The 20154-nt window shown below is 41.4% G+C and carries 19 protein-coding genes, 1 rRNA gene and 2 riboswitches; of the genes, 11 read left to right on the top strand and 9 right to left on the bottom strand.

Annotated elements, in window-relative coordinates:
- Window positions 1-64 precede the first annotated feature (64 nt).
- Both rrf and ED605_RS01040 read left to right on the top strand, forming a co-directional pair.
- A 5S ribosomal RNA gene (gene rrf / locus ED605_RS01045) occupies window positions 65-181 on the top strand.
- An 85-nt stretch (window positions 182-266) separates the two neighbouring features.
- Complete coding sequence (locus ED605_RS01040) at window positions 267-1574, top strand: cation:dicarboxylate symporter family transporter (RefSeq protein ID WP_121977080.1); 1308 nt, start codon at window positions 267-269, stop codon at window positions 1572-1574.
- A 95-nt stretch (window positions 1575-1669) separates the two neighbouring features.
- Here ED605_RS01040 and ED605_RS01035 read toward each other — a convergent pair whose 3' ends face one another.
- The 3 genes from ED605_RS01035 to ED605_RS01025 all read right to left on the bottom strand — a co-directional run bounded on the left by ED605_RS01035 (window position 1670) and on the right by ED605_RS01025 (window position 6439).
- Complete coding sequence (locus ED605_RS01035; protein WP_162919720.1) at window positions 1670-2272, bottom strand: TetR/AcrR family transcriptional regulator; 603 nt, start codon at window positions 2270-2272, stop codon at window positions 1670-1672.
- A gap of 14 nt (window positions 2273-2286) precedes the next feature.
- Window positions 2287-3813, bottom strand: coding sequence for a YhgE/Pip family protein (locus ED605_RS01030; protein WP_121977078.1), 1527 nt, complete (start codon window positions 3811-3813; stop codon window positions 2287-2289).
- A gap of 786 nt (window positions 3814-4599) precedes the next feature.
- A riboswitch (M-box (ykoK) riboswitch) is annotated at window positions 4600-4765 on the bottom strand.
- A 159-nt stretch (window positions 4766-4924) separates the two neighbouring features.
- Window positions 4925-6439 (bottom strand): multicopper oxidase family protein, encoded by a 1515-nt coding sequence (locus tag ED605_RS01025; protein WP_121977077.1) that lies wholly within the window; start codon window positions 6437-6439, stop codon window positions 4925-4927.
- Between the two features lie 66 nt (window positions 6440-6505).
- Here ED605_RS01025 and ED605_RS01020 point away from each other — a divergent pair, with 66 nt between their 5' ends.
- From ED605_RS01020 to lepB, 3 genes are all read left to right on the top strand, one after another.
- Window positions 6506-6883: a hypothetical protein gene (locus tag ED605_RS01020; RefSeq protein WP_121977076.1), complete on the top strand. Its 378-nt coding sequence runs from the start codon at window positions 6506-6508 to the stop codon at window positions 6881-6883.
- A 354-nt stretch (window positions 6884-7237) separates the two neighbouring features.
- Window positions 7238-7486, top strand: coding sequence for a hypothetical protein (locus ED605_RS01015; protein ID WP_121977075.1), 249 nt, complete (start codon window positions 7238-7240; stop codon window positions 7484-7486).
- Between the two features lie 144 nt (window positions 7487-7630).
- Entirely contained in the window at window positions 7631-8227 is a 597-nt protein-coding gene (gene lepB, locus ED605_RS01010) for a signal peptidase I (RefSeq protein ID WP_370824324.1), read from the top strand.
- A gap of 151 nt (window positions 8228-8378) precedes the next feature.
- On the opposite strand, the gene ED605_RS01005 is transcribed toward lepB, so the two are convergent.
- From ED605_RS01005 to thiS, 4 genes are read right to left on the bottom strand one after another with little or no spacing between them, the layout of a single operon-like run.
- The gene (locus ED605_RS01005; protein ID WP_121977074.1) at window positions 8379-9596 is read right to left on the bottom strand and encodes a Zn-dependent hydrolase; all 1218 of its coding nucleotides are present in this window, start codon (window positions 9594-9596) and stop codon (window positions 8379-8381) included.
- Window positions 9597-9607: 11 nt separating this feature from the next.
- The gene (locus ED605_RS01000; RefSeq protein WP_121977073.1) at window positions 9608-10393 is read right to left on the bottom strand and encodes a thiazole synthase; all 786 of its coding nucleotides are present in this window, start codon (window positions 10391-10393) and stop codon (window positions 9608-9610) included.
- A gap of 13 nt (window positions 10394-10406) precedes the next feature.
- Window positions 10407-11051 (bottom strand): sulfur carrier protein ThiS adenylyltransferase ThiF, encoded by a 645-nt coding sequence (gene thiF / locus ED605_RS00995; protein WP_162919719.1) that lies wholly within the window; start codon window positions 11049-11051, stop codon window positions 10407-10409.
- A gap of 19 nt (window positions 11052-11070) precedes the next feature.
- The gene (gene thiS, locus ED605_RS00990) at window positions 11071-11265 is read right to left on the bottom strand and encodes a sulfur carrier protein ThiS (protein ID WP_121977072.1); all 195 of its coding nucleotides are present in this window, start codon (window positions 11263-11265) and stop codon (window positions 11071-11073) included.
- A gap of 133 nt (window positions 11266-11398) precedes the next feature.
- A riboswitch (TPP riboswitch) is annotated at window positions 11399-11534 on the bottom strand.
- Window positions 11535-11883: 349 nt separating this feature from the next.
- Here thiS and ED605_RS00985 point away from each other — a divergent pair.
- The 5 genes from ED605_RS00985 (at window position 11884) to ED605_RS00960 (ending at window position 15463) form a co-directional block, all read left to right on the top strand.
- Entirely contained in the window at window positions 11884-12078 is a 195-nt protein-coding gene (locus ED605_RS00985) for a hypothetical protein (RefSeq protein ID WP_121977071.1), read from the top strand.
- A gap of 44 nt (window positions 12079-12122) precedes the next feature.
- Window positions 12123-12386 (top strand): hypothetical protein, encoded by a 264-nt coding sequence (locus ED605_RS00980; protein ID WP_121977070.1) that lies wholly within the window; start codon window positions 12123-12125, stop codon window positions 12384-12386.
- Window positions 12387-13238: 852 nt separating this feature from the next.
- Complete coding sequence (locus ED605_RS00970) at window positions 13239-13895, top strand: helix-turn-helix domain-containing protein (RefSeq protein ID WP_121977068.1); 657 nt, start codon at window positions 13239-13241, stop codon at window positions 13893-13895.
- A gap of 113 nt (window positions 13896-14008) precedes the next feature.
- Complete coding sequence (gene thiE, locus ED605_RS00965; RefSeq protein WP_121977067.1) at window positions 14009-14641, top strand: thiamine phosphate synthase; 633 nt, start codon at window positions 14009-14011, stop codon at window positions 14639-14641.
- Window positions 14642-14761: 120 nt separating this feature from the next.
- The gene (locus ED605_RS00960; protein ID WP_121977066.1) at window positions 14762-15463 is read left to right on the top strand and encodes a B3/B4 domain-containing protein; all 702 of its coding nucleotides are present in this window, start codon (window positions 14762-14764) and stop codon (window positions 15461-15463) included.
- A gap of 83 nt (window positions 15464-15546) precedes the next feature.
- On the opposite strand, the gene gnd is transcribed toward ED605_RS00960, so the two are convergent.
- Window positions 15547-16980, bottom strand: a complete 1434-nt coding sequence (gene gnd, locus ED605_RS00955) for an NADP-dependent phosphogluconate dehydrogenase (RefSeq protein WP_121977065.1) — start codon at window positions 16978-16980, stop codon at window positions 15547-15549.
- Window positions 16981-17309: 329 nt separating this feature from the next.
- A complete protein-coding gene (gene zwf / locus ED605_RS00950; protein WP_162919718.1) occupies window positions 17310-18788 on the bottom strand; it encodes a glucose-6-phosphate dehydrogenase in 1479 nt (492 codons plus the stop codon).
- Between the two features lie 461 nt (window positions 18789-19249).
- Here zwf and ED605_RS00945 point away from each other — a divergent pair, with 461 nt between their 5' ends.
- Window positions 19250-20008, top strand: coding sequence for an Ig-like domain-containing protein (locus tag ED605_RS00945; RefSeq protein ID WP_121977063.1), 759 nt, complete (start codon window positions 19250-19252; stop codon window positions 20006-20008).
- The last annotated feature ends 146 nt before the right edge of the window (window positions 20009-20154 follow it).

Here is a 20154-nt window from a genome sequence, read left to right as displayed (position 1 = left end):
TGTTTTCAAGCAGGAAATTAATATTAGCTAGTTTTGAGAGAACGAAGTTCTTTCAGGAAAATAGTGTGGTGGCGATAGCCAGAAGGAGACACCTGTTCCCATGCCGAACACAGCAGTTAAGCTTCTGAACGCCGAGAGTAGTTGGGGGATCGCCCCCTGCCAGGGTAGGACGTTGCCACGCAAATTAGACCTTCGATAGTATTTACTATCGAAGGTCTTTGTTATATATTGATAAAGTGAAACTACTCAGAAAAAGGTGAGATAAAATGAAGCGCTATAAGTCTTACAGATTGACGCTTGGATGGCAAATCCTCATTGGTCTGGTATTGGGAATTATCTTTGGGATTATTTTTTACAAGAATCAAGTTGCAATTACGACAATGCAAAATATCGGGACCATGTTTATTAGCCTGATTCAAATGATTGTTTTACCAATTGTGGTGTCTTGTCTAACGGTTGGGATTGCCAGTATTGGTGACATTAAGAAACTTGGTAGAGTGGGGCTTAAAACGCTCATTTATTTTGAATTAATGACGACGGTGGCAATTGTTTTAGGCATGATTATTGCCAACATCCTTCATCCTGGAACAATGATTGATATCCATTCACTACACGGGTCTGATATTAGTCAATATATGGCAACCGCTAAATCTGCCAAACATACCGGCCTTTGGGATACGCTGTTAGGGATTATCCCGACTAATATTTTTAGCTCATTGGCGAGTGGCAACATGATGCCAGTAATTTTCTTCTCCGTCTTTTTTGGCCTTGGAATTGCCGCAATTGGCGAAAAAGGGAAAATCTTAATTGAGTTTCTTCAAGCCGTCCAAGAGGTTATGTTTAAAGTGACTAACTGGGTGATGCATGCGGCTCCAATCGGAGTTTGTGCACTGATTGGCGTTGCCTTGGCCGAAATGGGAATCAGTGCGTTAATTCCACTGGGCTACTTTGTGATTATTACATACTCCACAATGATTATTTTCGTGTTAGTGGTAATGGGCATTGTCGCCAGATTATTTAAATTTCACATTATGGACTTACTTAGCGTGATTAGAAATGAAATTATTCTAGCATTTTCAACAGCAAGTTCAGAAGCCGTTTTACCCAAGATGATTGAAAAAATGGATCGCTTTGGAACCAACCAAGGTATTGTTTCGTTTGTTATTCCGACTGGATACACGTTTAATTTAGATGGATCTGCAATCTATCAATCATTAGCCGCACTCTTTCTGGCTCAAGCGTACGGCATTCACCTTTCAATTGGTCATCAAATTACTCTGTTAGTTGTTTTGATGCTGACATCGAAAGGTATGGCCGGCGTTCCAGGCGCTTCCTTTGTGGTTCTATTGGCAACAATTTCGACAATTGGGGTGCCAATGAGTGGCTTAACCTTTATTGCCGGGATTGACCGAATTGTCGATATGGGTCGAACGGCGGTTAACGTAGTTGGTAATTCACTGGCAACCGTTGTAATTGGTAAGTCGGAAAATGAATTTGATGAACAAAAATCTGAAAAATACATTGCACAATTTAAACACGTGAAAGGGCACGAAAAGGTTGAGAGTCCTAATTAATATTATCTAAAATTGAATTCGAAATGAAAATGACGCCATTAAATCGCATTGAAGTAACGATTTAGTGGCGTCATTTTTGATTAATTAGTGGATAATCAGAGATTTAAATTCGCTGTTAGATCTGCAATTGAAACTAATCGAGTTGCAATAAAGATTTGATAGATTTGACTTGGTGGTTCGGGTCTTTCCTTGCCAATCCAATAATTAATCAGGGACACAATATTTTGCAAAATAATTTCTTCTGCAAAATCAAACGGGATTTGGCACTTAGTTGAAAGTGGCACTGAGTGAGGCTTGGATAAACCAACTTCCTGCTTAATTAAAGCTTTCATTTGGGTAATGAATCGCTGATCAGTGCGAGTAAGTAGTACGTTAATTAGCGACCGATGAGTATACAGGTATTTAAATAATTGATAGAAAGCATTATTTGGTTCAAGTTTTGATGTAGTTGTTAGCGATAACGTTGGTTTGTCAAATTGATTAAAAAGGGCTTCAATATCCTGCAATGTTTGGTTTTCATAACTTGCTAACAAATCATACTTATCATCATAATGCAGGTAAAACGTGCCTCTGGAAATTTTGGCAGTTTTAATAATGCCGCTAATTGTTAGGTGGTCAAAACCACTTTTTTTAGCTAACTTAATAAACGCAACTTGAATTTTGTGCTTAGTTTGACCAAGCCTTTTATCTTTTATCACAACGTACCTCCTCATTAACTTCTGGCCAACTTTGGCTGCTTATCAATTAGTAATGGTTTGTTTAAATCCAACTTGAATTTGACCCAAATTAAAGCGTTTAGGGCTAAAACCAGCCCAAGCATGATCCAAATATCTACCTGAATCGGTAAATCTGTTGAAATGGTTGCTCGCAGCGAATCAATCAAATACGTCATGGGCAACCAAGGATTTAAATTGCTTGAAAGTGAGCTCAGCAATTGGGTTGGATAAAGCCCACCAGACGATGCTAATTGCAGAACTAAAATAATTGATACCAACCATGTCCCAAAGCCGCCCAGCCAGATTCTTAAAAAGAAGATGAGTGAAGAAAAAAGAAGTGACCCAATCAGAATGAGTATGAAGAGCCAACCTTCGGAAAAAGTGTGTAGATGATTTCCATAAGCGAGGGTAGTCGATAAAAACAGCGTCTGAACAAGGGAGACAGTTCCAACCACGGAGAATTTGCTGAACCACCAATTAAAGGCTAACTTTGGCTTTCTGCGTGGCAAATAGCCATCGTACATGGTCCCCAAAGCGATGGCTCCAACGTACAAGCCAATCGCAATGGCAAACGGTGCCATACCAGTACCGTTATTTGGAACTTTTGCGACATCACTTGAGGTTTCTTTAACTGGGTTAGCAATTAACCCGGCACTTTTTGAAGTTGTGGAGAGATTGGTTAATTCTTTGGCAGCTACTGCTAATTTTCGAGCAAGTAGTTGGTTTCCGGAAGTTATTTTCTTACTGCCGGCAATCAGAGATTTATTGCCGAGAATTGTTTTTCCCATACCAAATGTTAAAGCTGCTAGTTGATTGACGGACATTTGATTTGAACGACTATTTTTGATACTTGATTTTGACGCCATTTGACTTTTTTGAAGCATTTTAAGGCCATCTAACAATGTGACGTTCCTTTTTTGAGAAGCTATTAATTCCCCTTGAAGTTGTTGGCTGCCTTTGGTGATTCTTTGACTGCTGACAGCTGCCGTTGACATGCCAATCGTAACATTTTTTAACGTATTTAAAATAGCTTTAGTGTATAAAGTGGTGATTTGAGTGGCAACTTTTTGATTGATTGCTGTGATGGCACCCTTAGTCATCTTCGAAACGATAAAGTTTTGGCCTGAGTTAATTTCGAAATATAATTTTGGTTGCTGCGGGGAAGCACTTAATAATGTTGTTGCCTTAGCTGAAAAACTTTTTGGGATTGTCAAAATCATAAAATATTTACCAGTTTTCAGTTTACGGTTGGCCAATGATTTTGAGACCACATGGTAGTCTAAAGAATTAGATTTTTGAAGTTGTTTTACCAATGCTTTACCAATTGATAATTGGTGGCCACGCTCAGCACTCCCCTGATCATTATTTACAATTCCTACGGGTAGTTGATCCATCTTGCCGTAAGTGTTCCACATTGACGAAAGATACAGGTAGCAGTAAATTGCTGGAATTAGAGCAATTGCGATTAGAACCACCATCATCATTTTTCGACTTGTTAAGTAACGCCATTCTGATTTAATCAATTCAGCCATCTCCATTTCAAAGTTAACGATGTGATATTCATTAGTTATTAAACATCGTGTTCACTTAGAAAGATTACCCGTTTTTGGCTGTGAAACAATATGCAAAATAAGAGAAAGTGTCTATTTGGATGACGCCTAAATCGATAACAACAACGATTACCAATAATTTGAAAATTAGACTAAAAAACCACCAACGACTTTACGTTGGTGGTTTTATAATTTTATTATCCAGTAAGATCGCAGTCATCTTTCAAGAATTAGCTTCCGCCGGATTCTTGGAGGTGATTTCCTCATGATTACGATTATTACCGTATTTATGTGTTGGCAATTTGTCACGATTAATCGCATTCTCCCCAATTAGTTTCCTAAAAGGTGAGGCGTTTTTCGGCCGCAGATAACCGATTGGGCACAAGTACGTCAGTACCTAAATGTCCAAAACCACCGAGAAATTGTATTAATCGAATTCCCAAAAGTGTTGACATATCCAAACAAACGAAAACGGGAATTTTCTTGTGATGCATGAGGCATTAAAGCCCTAGAATCAAGAAATAATACGTTTAGATAGTCAAATCATTCTTTCTGTGGGAAAATCGATCGTCACAATTTCTCGTTAAGATTCCTTAGAATCTGATCTGCGAGAGGGATATTATCACAACCGGTCTTCCCATGGTAGACTGATGCTTCGTCGCTCCAGGATCTATAAATTCAGCTGTCATAAATCTCACCTCTTAAAAGTTTTTTAGAATGAAAATGTGTCCAGCCGCTAACGACTGGACACATCAAAATATCTTTTGCCAGTCGTTGAGCTTTAGCACTATGTGATGTAGTTATTCAATAACAGCTACGTTAGTCCAAGCCTTACTTTGACTAGAACAGCTGACTCATTGGCGTTTTTCGACGTTTCTGAGCAGTAGCATTTTTCACATAGGAGCCTCACCTAACAGCTTCTATTCAACTTTCATTCCAATTAGTATCCTATCATAGGCCTGACTCGAATGCAACAATAAAGTTCACTCGAATTTCAATAAATATTGAAAACAGATATATCGCCAATCAGTAGGATGCCAACTGTTTTCAGCTATGATAGGGTTAAATTCCAAAATTTGCAAGTCTACATGTGCATTCCCGGAATATTTAAATCTTCTTTTTTAACACCACGCTCTTTAGCAAAGGCGGTCATTAACGTATCCATGTCCATCAAATGATAGGTTTTAGGGTGATCTGGATCATAAACTTCAAATTGGGCCATCATACCGCCGTCTTCGTGCTCAAGAATATGGCAATGATTCATAAAGACACCCAGCTTATTAAAGCCGACTTTCAAGCGAACTGTTTCACCAGGATTAACACCGACTGTATCTTTTAGTCCTCGTTCGTTAGGATATGGTGCGTGACCATTTCTGGAAACAATTCTAAATTGTGTCGCATGCATGTGGTAAGGATGAATCATCCCAGTGCTTTTATCATTAGTATTAGAGATGTCCCAGTACTCAACGTTACCAATTTTTTGTTTGTCATCAATTCGTTGCATATCAAACTTTGTGCCGTTGATTTCAACTTGTTCATCCATGCCGGACATGACGACTTGATGCACTTTAGTATTTGGTGTAACGGGTGGATCAGGGATTTCAACCAAGTGATCTGGTAATTTAGTATCATCTTTGGCAAATTGATGAATTCTGAAATGGACGAGTGGCACATCATCTGAATAAAGTGTGACTTCATCGCCTGGTTGATATTGGCTGAAATCAACCAGTATCTCGGCTCGCTCAGCGCAGGTTAACATGAGGTGGGTGAAATCAACCGGTTCCGGTAAAATACCACCATCAGAGGCAATTTGAGTAAACTTTAAATTATCACTAAAATGCAGCCGCCATTCGCGTCGGTTGGCACCGTCTAAGATCCGCAGCCGCAATCTTTGGGTAGTTACATCAAAATAGGGATTGATCGTGCCGTTAATCATTGGCGTTGGCCCCTGAACACCATCGGGATCGTAATCTGCCATGTAATCCAATTGATTGTTTTGATGGAACCGCCGATCTTGGAGAACCAATGGGATATCATCGACGCCGTAATTTCTCGGGAACGGTAATTGGCTCTCGGTTTTATCCTGAACAATGACCATGGCAGCCAATCCACGCCAAACTTGTTCTGCCGTTTCCGGGCATGGATGAGCGTGCAGCCAGAGTGTTGCAGCAACCTGATCACATTTAAAATCGATTTGATGGCTTTCACCCGGATAAATTGGTGCATGACAGCCGCCATCTACAATGGGCCCCGATACGTTCAAGCCATGCCAATGAAAGGTAGTTACTTCAGGTAATTGATTTTTCAGTGTAACATGGATATTCTTGCCGTCTTTAAAGACAATTGTTTTGCCTAGAATACTGGTGTTATAACCCCAAGTCTTGGTCTTAGGGCCGGGCAGCAACTGGGTTTCACCAGCTTGAGCGGTTACCGTGTACGTCATATCAGTAGGCGTTTCCTGATCGGGTTGTAATAAAGCTGGAATTCTCAATTTTTCCTGTGGCGTTGTCGGCGTTTCAAGCGGCACATAGCCACCATCATGCGTGTTAAACGCTGGCTCATCAAAGAAATAATCTGTGTAAACTTTTCTATTTGCCATATCGATCCCGTCCTTTGAATTCTTTCACCCTTATCATACTACTTTGGCTGTTCATTGGAGTCCTAAATGTGGCATAATGGAATAAGAGGAGGTGTAATCGTGGCAGAAACAGTTACTATCGATAAATTAAATGAGACAGCAACCGAGATGGCAATTAAAGACTTTATTGATTTTTATTTACCGCGTTTGAGAAAAAATAATTTGGAAATCCTTTCAATGTATCGAATTGATTATTATTTAGCGGACATTAATCACTTCATTTTTGAAAATCGATCGTTTACTCCTGATGAACTTCGCAACGAACTTTATCGGGAATGCGGCGGTGACCTCAAACACATCATCTCGGTCATTAATCCGGAGTATCGTGAAGACGGCAGTCTGGTTTCCGGTACTTGGGAAGACTGGTATCGAGAAAAGTTTGATAAGGTACCAGTAAGAGACTAGGATATTAAGCGCTTGTTTTCACCCACTGGTTAGGACGGTTCAATCAAGCAATATCCTACATATAAGGGTTCAATTAGCCAAACCCAAAACCAGGGTTTTACTAATTGACGCCTTATATTCCGGATATTAAACGCTTGCTTTCACCCACTGGTCATCTGATTATACTTTTCTCCTGCAATTTGCTATGATTAAGTTAATTAGAACGGTTCAATCAAGCAATATCCTACATATAAGGGTTCAATTAGCCAAGCCCAAATCAGGTTTTCACTAATTGACGCCTTATATTCGGGATACTAAATGCTTGCTTTCACCCACTTGATGAGTTTATTCAACTAATAGTGAGGAGGGATCTCTATGGCTAAAGAAAAGCGCAGTCGTGAGAAAGAAAAGAAAACACATGCTGACGTTCGTTATAAAACCAAGACTAATTTAGACGTTAATCAAATGGTGATTAATAAATCAGTTCTTTCAATCAAGGTACCGACGATTGTTGCTCGCAAGCAGGCACAGAGGTTATTGGATAAAGCGGTTGATGATGGCGTAACCCCTTACTACTTGAAGAAAGAGACTTTAGATCGACTTCGTGGGACACACTATGAATAAAAAGCAAAAGAGGCTGACGGGAAACAAGATAGTTTCCTTTCAACCTCTTTTACTGTCAATAATTTTTAACGTTTTTTAAGCAGGTTCTGTTGGAAAACGTGATATGATAAGACCAATCATCAAGGTGTGCAATGGAGGGATTATTTGAAAAAATTAAAAACTATCATGAGTTGGCTGTTGCCCATTGCAATCGGGCTCTTAATTGGTATCGCCGTTCGCCAGTATTTTGTGAGCGCCAGCCTGATAAAGGGGACATCAATGCAGCCTAATCTGCAAAATTCAGAAGTGGTGAGCGTTTTTAAAACATTGCCAATCCATCGAAATTCCGTGATTATTTTTAATGCTCACGGAGAGGATCCAAAAGCGACTTCTCAAACCGATTATTATGTTAAACGCGTGATTGGCCTTCCGGGTGACACTGTCAGCAGCAACAATGGGACGATCTATATTAATGGTCAACGTCTTAATCAAAACTATATAAATCAGTATCAACGAGGACAGGGAACCGGTAACTGGGACCTGCGAAGTTTATCGGCTCACTGGGCTAAAGACCAAAATGCGGTCAAGGTTCCTCGAAACCATTATTTTGTTTTAGGTGATCACCGGTCAGTTTCTAACGACAGCCGCTATTGGGGATTTGTCGATAAAGACAAAGTTCTGGGAGTTGTTAAAACTGCACCATTTGATAAAAATGCCGCTAAAATCAATCATTCCTCAGCCGCACTTACCGGCCTCAATTAAAATGAAAAACCAAGTTCAACTTGAGAAACCAAATTAGTTTTATCATTGCTAATTCGGATTCGGCTGTTGAACTTGGTTTTTTTATCTTAGAAAGAAAAGTGTGGTTGAATGATTCGAACATTCTGTTTAGAAGTGATAGGCCAGTATTGAATCAATAAGCTTGTTGTTTCAAACTTGCTTGAAGAAGGCGAACTCCAGCGTGTAAATCGGGGCTGGCCGTTTTTTCTTGTGGGGCATGACTAATGCCGTTAATACTTGGGACAAAAATCATGGTTGTTTTAGCAACCCTGCTCATAATTTCACTGTCGTGGCCGGCACCCGAGGCTAATTTCTGGTAAGCCAGTCCCAATTTTTGGGCCAACCGCTCATTTTGCGCTAGCATCGTCGAATCAAGCTGAACCGGTTGGTCGGCTACCCATCGATTGACGGCGACTTTGACCGGTGAAATGGCAGCCTGCTCAGCCACAGTTTTTAAGCGGTTCTCGAATCGATTGAGAATTCGTTCGTCAACGTGGCGGGTATCAATGGTAAACGTCACCTTTCCGGGAATCACATTCGAGGTATTTGGCCATACGTGGAGTTCACCAACTGTGAAGGTGAGCTTCTTACTGAGTGCGAGTGCTTCAGTACGCAGTTGGTTAATAAGCGTCACAGCGATTTGAAGGGCATCATGGCGATCACTCATTGGGGTTGTCCCAGCGTGATTAGCAATCCCATTAACAGTCACCGTGAAGCGACGTTGGCCAACAATGGCGGTTACCAGTCCGATCTGACAAGCGGCTTCACTTAACTGAGGCCCTTGTTCAATGTGCAATTCGGTAAAGCTTTCTGGTAATGTCGGTCGACCAGCAGTAACGCCGTTTCGATTTAATTTAGCAATTGCCACTTTTCGGACGGCATCAAAGTCGTTACCGGCTTGATCTTGAATGCCGGTAACATCTTCAAAGCCGGTATAGTGTTTGGAACCGGAAAAAGTGGCCGGGAATCGACTGCCCTCCTCTTCACTAAACGAAATTAATCGCAGCGTTTTTTTAGGTTGGCCAAATCGACTCACCAGGTTTTGAATAGCCTGAAGGCCGCCAATAACGCCGTATAGTCCATCATAGGGGCCACCATGAACTACCGTATCCATGTGTGAGCCGGTGGCAATCACGTCTTGAGGAACTGTCGAGCCAATGACATCTAAATAAACCGTTCCATAGGCGTCAACGGTTACAGTCATCCCGCTTGCCAGCCCCCAATCAATCAGTTGATTTTGCCCCTTAATCCAAGTTGACGAGTATACCAACCGGTTTTGACCAATTTCGTGGTTTGAAAAGTGATTAATTGTCGCGAGACGGTCTTCCAATTGGTCAGTTTTGATTGGCATTGAATCACCTTCTACTTTGCAGCACTGACACCGGCTAATGGTGAGGAAGCAACTGCGCCATGTTCGATGACTCGTCCCGGTTTTGCCAGATAAGCTTTTCGACCGGCTTCAATGGCCAGCTTGAAAGCTTCGGCCATTAAGGGGATGTTGCCGGCAGTGGCCATTGACGTGTTGGCCATAACAGCCGAAACGCCCATTTCCATTGCTTCGGCAGCTTGGCTTGGGCGACCAATTCCGGCGTCCACGATAATTGGGACGTCAATTTCGTCTACCAGAATTTGGATCAGGTCTTTGGTCGAGAGGCCTTTGTTAGTGCCAATTGGTGCGGCTAATGGCATGACCGTTGCGGCACCGGCATCAACCAATTGGCGAGCAATATTCAAGTCGGGCAGGACGTATGGCATCACGATGAAGCCTTCCTTAGCCAATACTTCAGTGGCCTTTAACGTTTCATAGTTATCCGGCATCAGATACTTCTTATCCGGCACAACTTCAAGCTTAATGAAGTCACTGCCACTTAATTCGCGGGCAATTCGTGCAGTTCGAATCGCTTCTTCGGCATTTGTTGAACCGGAAGTGTTTGGCAGAATCGTAATCCCGTCTGGAATAAAGTTTAAGATATTTTCTGAGCCACTGGTGTTGCGGCGCAGTGCCATGGTGATAATTTGTGCTTTAGCGTTATTAATGGCTGAATCAATCAAGTCGTAAGAATATTTTCCGGAACCTAGAATGAATCGGGATGTAAACTTGTGACCGCCAATCGTTAATTCGTCTTGATCTTGATTGGATACTGACATCTTAATTTCCTCCTTAAATTTGAGTTTGACCTAAAATTAGTCGGGTAATCATGTTTGCTTCATGACCAGCGCAGATCATTACTCGGGGTGCCATTAAACCTTCAGCCCCCGTGCTGGTTCCATCGCCAGCAATGTAAAGATTGGCTCTGGGATGCTTAGTTGAAATCGTGTTGGAACTGTGAACGCCAGCCATACCGGTGCCCATTATAAGTGGTTTGTCCGGATAGAATTCTGACGCGGCATCCAACAACATGGCTTTGGCAGCCGGATTGTCAAATGCTTCACAGATAATATCAGCGCTGGCGAAGAGTTCCTTAACGTTGTCATGAGTAACTTTAACCTGGGCCGTTTGAATTTCAATAAATGGATTAAATTCCTGCAGGTTTTGTTTGAGCGCCATAACTTTTGGCATTCCAACCTGACTTAATTTGAACTGTTGCCGGTTTAAATTGCTGAGTTCTACTGAATCAAAATCGATTAATTTGAGATGACCGACACCAATTCTGGTGAGTGCAATAGCGATGTTGGATCCAAGGCCACCAGCGCCAGCAATAGTGACATGGGCCGCTGCCAGTTTATCAGTGGAGTCCTTGACGTTACGCTCCTTCATGCCTTCGTACACATCTTGATACGATTGTCCTTGAACTTCTGCTTCCATACTTTTAAATTGCCTCCCTTTAGCCGCCACCAACGAATGAAATTAATTCCACTTTGTCACCGGCTGCCAGTGTGACTTGATCAAATTCAGCCCGGTGAACGATTTCACCGTTACGTTCCACAACGATGTTATCAACAGGTGCATTGCGCTGCTTAAGAAAATCAATGACGGTTTGCCCAGCAACGTTTTCTTCCTGACCATTAACGGTTACCATACAAAAAGCCCCTTTCTTCAAGATTGCTCGAAGGAAGGGGATCCAGTTTAAGAAATTGACAACTGAGTTGGTTCTAACAAAAAAGAGATCTTCTTTTCTGTTAAAAGAAGATCTCGGAAGTCAGGTTTAAAATCAATTTTCCGGTTCGCTCTTCCTTCGACAGTACAAACTGTATCAGGTTCGATGGGTATTATCTCAGCCTTGGCGAACGCGATGATTAACAATCGTAATTATTAACCAGTCACGCCTAGGCACCCCAGACGAAATATTCAATTAAGCTTTGCAGCTTATGTATTATTTATAGCGGTTTCAGTAGAAAAAGTCAAGCGAATAGAAAATAGTGGAATTGCCTCACTAAGTAATCAGCTGCCAAAATGGGTCGGCTTTTTTGTCTCTTGAACGTTAACTGAAAACCGCAAACCATTAATGAAAACTAAGGCGGAAACTGTTTTTCAATACTGAAAAAAGCACTGATTAATGTCTAAGATTCGTAACAAATGCTAATTTTCCAATGTCTGTTAAGAATAGCTAGGGGTTTTTACCATTTAGAGAGATACTGTAGTCATTAATTAGTTTTCACATAATTTTTTAATGAAACTGATAATGGAGGAGATAGCGATGGACGGAACAAAGAAAGGTTATCGATTTTACAAGACCTTTGATTTTTGGCTTGGGCTGTACATGATTGTTGCAAATCTACCTGGAGTGATTCAAGTGAGCCATTTTAATATCACCTTTTTGCTTGATCTTATCGGGTTGGTCCTTGGGATTTCATTGATTGGTTACCCGTTTCTCAAGAAAAAGGGTCGCTAAAAGTGTGAAACAAAAGATTTGAACAAGGAAAGGAAGTAAACTAAATGACAGAAGAAACTTATTATGAAGGTAACTGGCAAAAAATGGGGCTGTTCGCGATGACGTTAATGTTGTTGTTAACAGCGTTATGGGTAACGGTACCTGTGATTCTAGCACTTGTCTGCTTTGCTTCACTGATCACGGTCATGGCCCATTTTAATATTTTTGAGTCTACAAATGACACCAACAAACTGAATAAGTTTGATTTCTACTTGCAGATTGCCTTTGTTTTGATCTCGTTGGTTAAATTTATGGTGATTTCGGGTTAATAATGAATAAAGAGGAGGGAAGATTTGTCATTCATTCGAGTCCAATCGATGAATGAAAATCGCTGAAAATGTTATTTAAACTTCAAAAGGCATTGCATGGTAAATACAAGGCGCTTTTGCCACACTATATTTTGTTGTTATTCTTGTTCTTGCTTTGGCTTCCAAGCATACTGAGTACCAACGTGAGCTGGATTAATGTTTTGCTGCTCACTTTTGGCATAATTTTAATTGGCGTTGATGGTATACGTAGGTATCTGAAGATTAGAAAGGCAAAATAGTTTAAAAATTGGGTTGCCGATGACAGTCACTGTTTTTAATTGAGGAAAGGAAAGTGACATGTTGAAAATGAATAAGAAATTCTATCTTAGCGTCGACTTCTGGCTCTGGCTAATTATTTTCGCTACAAGCGTCGGGGCAGCGGTTCACATCAATCTAAATCGTTTTGATTGGTATGCTGAAGCAGCGTTCACCATGATTGGCCTGATAGGGCTGGTATATACATTATTCTTTAAACGCATGAATTGAACGATTATTTTTAATATGCTTTACAAAAACGGCAAGTAATTCTGAAGACTTCTAAGAGAAGGGATGGGAATGACTTGCCGCTAGTTAGTGATATGAAGTTAAGGTTAGCTGTTGCTTAGGGTTCAGTCCGTAATCTTATAGATATAATGTAACCCGGTAACACAGGCCAAAAAAGAAAAAGCAGGAGATTACCGAATAGACTGTTCCAAGTATTTGAAGCGTAAAGTAACGACGTCATTGGGGGTCTACAATAACTAGACATTGGTTTGACAGGGGGCTTGAATTTGTTACATAATGATTAAAAGCCTATGGTGAGGGGGATTCGACGTGGATATCTCAGATAAATTGCGGTATTATCGAAAACAAAATAATTTGACCCAACAAGAGTTAGCTGACAAACTTCACGTTTCCCGGAAAACGATTTCCAGCTGGGAAAATGGTCGGGGATATCCAGATATCAACAGCATTACGCAGTTGAGTGAAGTTTTCGGAATTTCAACGGATAACTTATTGAAAGATGATCACCTGTTGGAACACTACGAAGAACAGAGTAAACAAAATCGGCGAGCAGATAAGCTGGCCAAGATTACATATTATTTAAACCTCATCCTGATGGTTATCAGTTATTGTAATTTATTTGATTTTTTGAGTATTAATGGGCCGATGCTTATGTTGCTCTCACTTGCTAATGTGGTTTTATTTTTTTCGACTTATGCCGATTGGGATCGATATAAGAAAAATGTTCGGTTAGTAGTCCTTACAGTGACTTTTTTTATTTTACTGATGGTAAATGCCAGTGTGATTCCGCTAAATAATCAATTTTTCCAGTTAATGAAGGTTAATAATCAAGTAGAGAAGTTAGGAGGTATCACTGGAGAGGTTTTTAATATCTTGCTTCGCTCAACTTGCCTGACTGTCATTATTTTTTTCTATCCGCATAAATCGCGAAAAAAGAAAAATGATAGTAAATTAACTCAGCCCTAGCAGTTTTTGACTCTTCCGTTCAAAAATGGACTGGTTGCAAAGTTCTTCCAAGTTGGGTAGACTTTGCACGAAGATATTAGCTGTTACTAATTCTGAATTTGGAGGAATTGATCATGAAGATTACCAATCGGCCATTGTACCTGGTCACTGACCACACTCATTTAAATGATGAAGACTTTTTGCAGCAAATTGATCTGGCTTGTGAAGCTGGTGTCAGCTTGCTACAGTTACGAGAGAAACACCGATCAAGTCGCGAAATTTATCAGTGGGCCATTCAAGTGAAACGAATTGCTGATCGGCACCATATTCCATTAATTATTGATGATCGTCTGGATATTGCCCAGGCAGTTGATGCTGACGGTGTGCATTTGGGACAAAGCGATTTGCCGGTTGAAGTTGCCCGGCGGATTTTGGGCAATCGTAAAATTATTGGGGCGACAACCAAGACTCTAAAGCAGGCTAAACTGGCCGAAGCGCAGGGGGCTGATTACTTAGGCGTAGGCGCGATCTTTCCCACCCAAACCCATGTTAAGACGGTTCATACCAGCATTGAAACGTTAGGAAAAATCAAAGCCGCGGTTCACATTCCGGTTTACGCAATTGGTGGTTTAAAGGCGCATAATGTGCAGGCGATCGAGCCGGCTCATGTTGATGGCGTTGCGGTTGTGTCAGCGATTATGCAGGCTAAAAATGCCAAAGCGGCCACTCGGGAGCTTTTAACCGCTATTGAAGCGGCAATTGAGTAAGCTGATTTATCAAACTGGCGGAGAGTAGGCAGGCGGTTTTTAATCATGTCTTCTAATCGCTTATAAGCAGCGGCATGAGTGAGTTAATGTAATACAAATTAATTATTGAGGTGAAAGTTAATGAGTCAGTTTACCGTTCAAGCGGCTTTTTGGAAAATCTTTCCGGATGTTCGGATTGCAGTTCTTTCCGTTCATCATTTGGATAATCATCAACGAGGTCAGGTACCACCTGAATTATTGGATGAAGCTAACCAGCACGTTTCCGAACTGATCCCCAATGAGCCAATTAGTGCTAATCCACTGATCCATGAGTGGCGGGAAGCTTTCAGAAAGTTTAAAACCAAAAAAGGTGCTCGGTTTGCGGTTGAAAATCTTTTAAAACGTGCCAAGAAAGGCAACCCAGTGAGAAGTATTGACCCATTAGTGGATATCTATAACGCAATCTCACTGCAAACCGGGTTTCCGATTGGCGCATTAGATATGAATAAGATTCAAGGAAATATGAGTCTGGAAGTTGCCAAGGGTGGCGAACCATTTACGGCAATTGGCGAAGATGAATCTGATCCCGCCTTACCAGGTGAAGTAATCTATCGTGATGATCAGCGGGTTACCAGCCGTTGTTGGGCGTGGCGGGATGCCAAAGAAGTTGAGACAACTGAGGATTCAACCGATATTCTGATGTATTCAGAGTGTTTAAAACCGGAATGGCAGGAGAAACATGCTCAAGCTATGAATGACTTAGCGAGTGATATTGAACGATATCTTGGGGCTACAGTCAAAGTCCAATACGTTGATCATGAGCACCCAACGGTTACCTACTAAAATTAAATAAGATTTAAAAAAGCCGAACTGCCAACGTCACTGACGTAGCGGTTCGACTTTTTAATTTTTTAAAATGCTATTAATTACTGTTCTTTGTACCATGTGTAGTGGAAGCTACCTGGGCGGTCAACCCGTTCGTAGGTGTGGGCACCGAAGTAGTCACGTTGGGCCTGCAAGAGGTTCGCAGGAACCACTTCTGAACGGTATGAATCGTAGTAGGAAACGGCAGCAGCGAGTGATGGTACCGGAACACCGGCTTTCGTTGCTAGAGCTACCACATCACGAGCTGATTCTTGATACTTCTTGGCAATGTCAGTGAAGTATGGGTCAAGCAGTAGGTTCTGCAAATCAGGATTCTTATCATAAGCATCCGTAATGTTCTGCAGGAAGCGAGCCCGAATAATGCAGCCGGCACGCCAAATCTTAGCCATTTCACCAAGTTTAATGTCCCACTTGTAACTGTCAGAAGCTTCTTTTAATTGAGCAAAGCCTTGCGCATAACTCATGACTTTACCAAAGTAGAGCGCTTCACGAACCTTTTCAACAATTTCTTTCTTGTCGAAATCAACGTCACCTTTTGGTTTTGGTAACACTTTGGAAGCTGCAACCCGTTCCTTCTTCAGCATGGAAATGAAGCGGGCATAAACGGCTTCAGTGATCACTGACTGATCAACACCGATTTCCAAGGCATCTTGTGAACTCCACTTACCAGTCCCTTTATTGGCACCACGGTCAAGGATCATGTCCACAATTGGCTTGCTCTTGTCAGCGCCGAGATCATCTTTATGAGTTAAGATATCAGCAGTGATTTCGATTAAGTAACTGTCAAGTTCGCCTTTATTCCATTCCTTGAAGATGTCGGCCAATTCGTCAACCGAATATCCGGCAAGGTTTCTTAAAATGTTGTAGCTTTCGTCAATTAACTCTTCATCACCATATTCAATCCCGTTGTGGACCATCTTAACGTAGTGGCCGGCACCGTTAGGACCAATGTAGGTAACACATGGTTCACCGTCAGCAGGGGCTTTGGCAGCGATCTGCTTCAAAATCGGTTCAACCAGATCATAAGCTTCTTTTTGGCCACCCGGCATTAGTGATGGGCCTTGGAGGGCACCTAATTCACCACCGGAAACGCCCATGCCAATGAAGTTGATTCCTGACTTGTCTAGGCGGGCGTTACGAGCCATGGTGTCGTGGAAGTTAGTGTTACCACCATCGATTAGGACATCGCCCTTATCGAGAAGTGGCAGTAATTCATCAATGACAGCGTCGGTCGGTTTACCGGCCTTGACCATCAAAATAATTCGTCGAGGTGTTTCAAGAGACTTTACGAAGTCCTCAATTGAGTAACTTGGAACTAACTTTTTGTCTCCGTGATCTTTCATAACAGCTTCGGTTTTGGCACCGGTTCGGTTGAAGATGCCAACTGTGTAACCGCGGCTTTCGATGTTTAGGGCCAGGTTCTTACCCATAACGGCCATTCCAACAACACCGATGTTTGCTTTTTGATCAGACATTTAAAACCATCCTTTTCTATTAAGAATTACTACGATACTACACCCATAAGTTTACCATTGCACAAGCAGAAAGTGAAATAAAATGTCGCTACCATAGGTAATCCAATTGATTAAATATGAGTTTGTGAAAAAGGAGCGTCGAAATTAATGAAGCGTTTTCATAAATGACAGTCATTCCATGAATAAACCATGATTAACCTGCGTGATGGTTGAAAAGATGAGCCACAAATGACTTTACTTAAAATGCGTTGGCTTTCAAAAATTGAAAAGTATTTACAAAAAGGGCTCAGTAGCCTAAACTGCCAAGTCCTTTTAAACGGTCTTTAAAATTATTGATTAAGTTTATAGATCCATTCACGATGGTCTCTAGCCAATAGTTCATCAGCTGAAACTGGTCCCATTGAACCTGGAATGTAGTTCGGGAACATTGGTTGTTGGATGTCCCAAACCCGTCGAATTTGATCAACGAACTTCCAAGCACTGGCAACTTCCGGCCAGCTGGCAAAGTTGGTACCGTCGCCCTTCAACACATCATGAATCAACCGTTCGTAAGGTTGTGGGGTTTCTCTTGTTCGCTTGGAGTCTTCAAGAAATTCCAAGTTAACTGGTTCAGTGTGGAAGCCTTGTTCACTGTTTTTGGCATTAACCAGCAGTGAAAAGCCTTGGGTTGGTTCAATAAAGATGGTTAAAACGTTGGCATTCAGCAGGGCCTTGCCGCTTTGAGGGAAGGAGAAGATATCTACCAGCGGCTTCTTGAAGACCACATCAACGCGGGTGAATTTGTCAGCCAATTTCTTACCTGTCCGGATGTAGAATGGCGTCCCTGACCAACGATAGTTATCAAATAACAGCTTACCGGCAACAAAGGTTTCGGTATTGGAATCTTTTGGCACACCATCTTCATCACGGTAAGCCCGGTTTTCACCAACGGCTCCGTATTGACCACGGACAAAGTTGGTTGAAGCTTCGGCCACGTTGTAGACACGCAGGCTTCGCAAAGCTTTTACTTTTTCAGCTCGAATATCGGTATCTTTGAATGCAACCGGTTGCTCCATCGCAAGTAAACTGACAATTTGCATAATATGATTTTGAACCATATCGCGCAAAGCACCTGAATTATCGTAATAACCGGCTCGTTCCTCAACCCCTAATTTTTCAGCCAGGGTAACCTGAACGTTATCGATATACCGGTTGTTCCAAAGAGCTTCGAAAATGGTATTACCAAAGCGAATGGCTTCGATATTTTGAATCATTTCCTTACCCAAGTAATGGTCAATTCGGAAAATCTGGTTTTCTTCAAAGGCATTACTCAATTCATCGTTTAATTCCTTTGCGGACTCGAAGTCGCGACCAAATGGCTTTTCGATAACTAAGCGGTTGAAGCCACCCGAAGTTGACAGCAAGCCTTGATTTTTAATGTTTTTAGCAACGGTACCAAAGAAGTTGGGGGCCATTGAAATATAGAAGACCCGATTTCCTCCTAATTGATACTTTTTATCTAATTCATCGGCTTTATCTTTTAAAGCAGAATAGTGAGCCAAGTCGGTGACGTCATGAGTAACAAAGTAAAAATGACTGGCAAAGTCAGTGATCTTTTTTTTATTGCTCGATTCTTTTGAGACAGATTTAATGACTAACTCCCGGTATTTGGCGTCATCCACCTTATATCGTGATGAGCCAATCACAGCAAAGTGATCACGAATGTTTCCTTTTTCGTAAAGTTTGAACATTGCAGGATACAGCTTTCGAACGGCAAGATCGCCGTTTGCCCCGAATAGCATGATCAATGAACGTCTTTCAGTTGGCAATTTTTTCACTCCTATCAAATTAACTAAGCAAGATTCGGTATATTGTCTATACCACTTCGCTAACATTATATAACACAACCGCCACCAGCGAAAGGGAATTGCCAATGTAAATGATAAAAATTTACAAGATTGGCTTTTTCATTTTGAAAATTATTTACAGGTTGATTTTTGCGGTTTGAATAGCGCCTCTAAACGATGCCAAGCCGCGTTAGGACTAGGTCAATAAGCAGTTGAGTTTCTCCATAAAATAGGTGCAGCGTTTTAAAGGCACCGACCGTGACGCTAATTTGATCTTTGGCTTCGGGACTTTGTTGAAAATAAAGAGACATCCCCATAGGGCAGTTGATTAAAGCCGGGGCAGTTTCTTAAGAATCCTCTAAAAGCACAAACAATTATTCCCTATTCCAGCTATTTTCGCTTATAATGTAGGTTGCAAATTAAAGATTAGGGAGACCAACTAAATGAAGAAAATCAAGTTTATTGCATTCATTGCTGTTCTTGCATCATTCTTTTTAGGTGTCAGTTTAAAGGCTTCTGCCAGTTCTCCGTCGCTTTCAGTTAACAACGTTTATACAACGTCTTCGAGCGTCACTGGAACGGCCAGCAAGGGAGTTTCAATTATTGTTCGTAATTCGAACAAGAAGACTCTTTCGACGACCACGGCGGATAGCCAAACCGGTAAATTCAGTGCTGACCTACACACAAACTTAAAAGCCAATCAAAAGCTTTACGTTTACGCACGTCGATCATCGACGTCCTATTTCTACCGGATTGTGACGGTTAAAACGCCACAAACCACTGCATCGAAAAGTAACAGCACGACTTCAAGTAATACGTCGAAATCCACTTCTAACAGCAAAGCATCCAGCAAGCTGACGATTAATGAACCAACTGGTAAGTGGTATTCAGGCAATAACAACGGTTACCGGGTTGTGACGACTTTCAGCCAGTCAACCGGTTTGAACCAAGCATTATATAAGAACGGGAAATTCCAGAAGAAGCTGATTAACTACGCTAGTTACAAAGTAACGACGTATAACAAATCATTCTGGAAAATTACTTACCGTGAACGTGGTAGCAAAACTTATCAAAGCTTCTACTTGAGATTCACTGATAATACGCACTTTATTATTGTTAATAAGGATAATAAGGCACTAAAAGTTAAATATGGCAATGCCCCTTATCATTATTACAAGTTTGTTCTTGTCAGCAACAAGTAATTAGATCGGGGTTCCAAAATAAAGCTATGGCAGCGACTGCCTTAGCTTTATTTTTTTGCCCGATTTTAAGCTGGTTTTATTAAGGAAACATGGGTCTTCCGATTGCCCAAAGCATAAGAGGTGTGAGAGAATGAGTAGGAAGAACC

The sequence above is a fragment of the Lentilactobacillus raoultii genome, from assembly GCF_900411375.1.
Taxonomy (GTDB): domain Bacteria; phylum Bacillota; class Bacilli; order Lactobacillales; family Lactobacillaceae; genus Lentilactobacillus; species Lentilactobacillus raoultii.
This window is presented reverse-complemented; position numbering and strand designations above follow the sequence as displayed.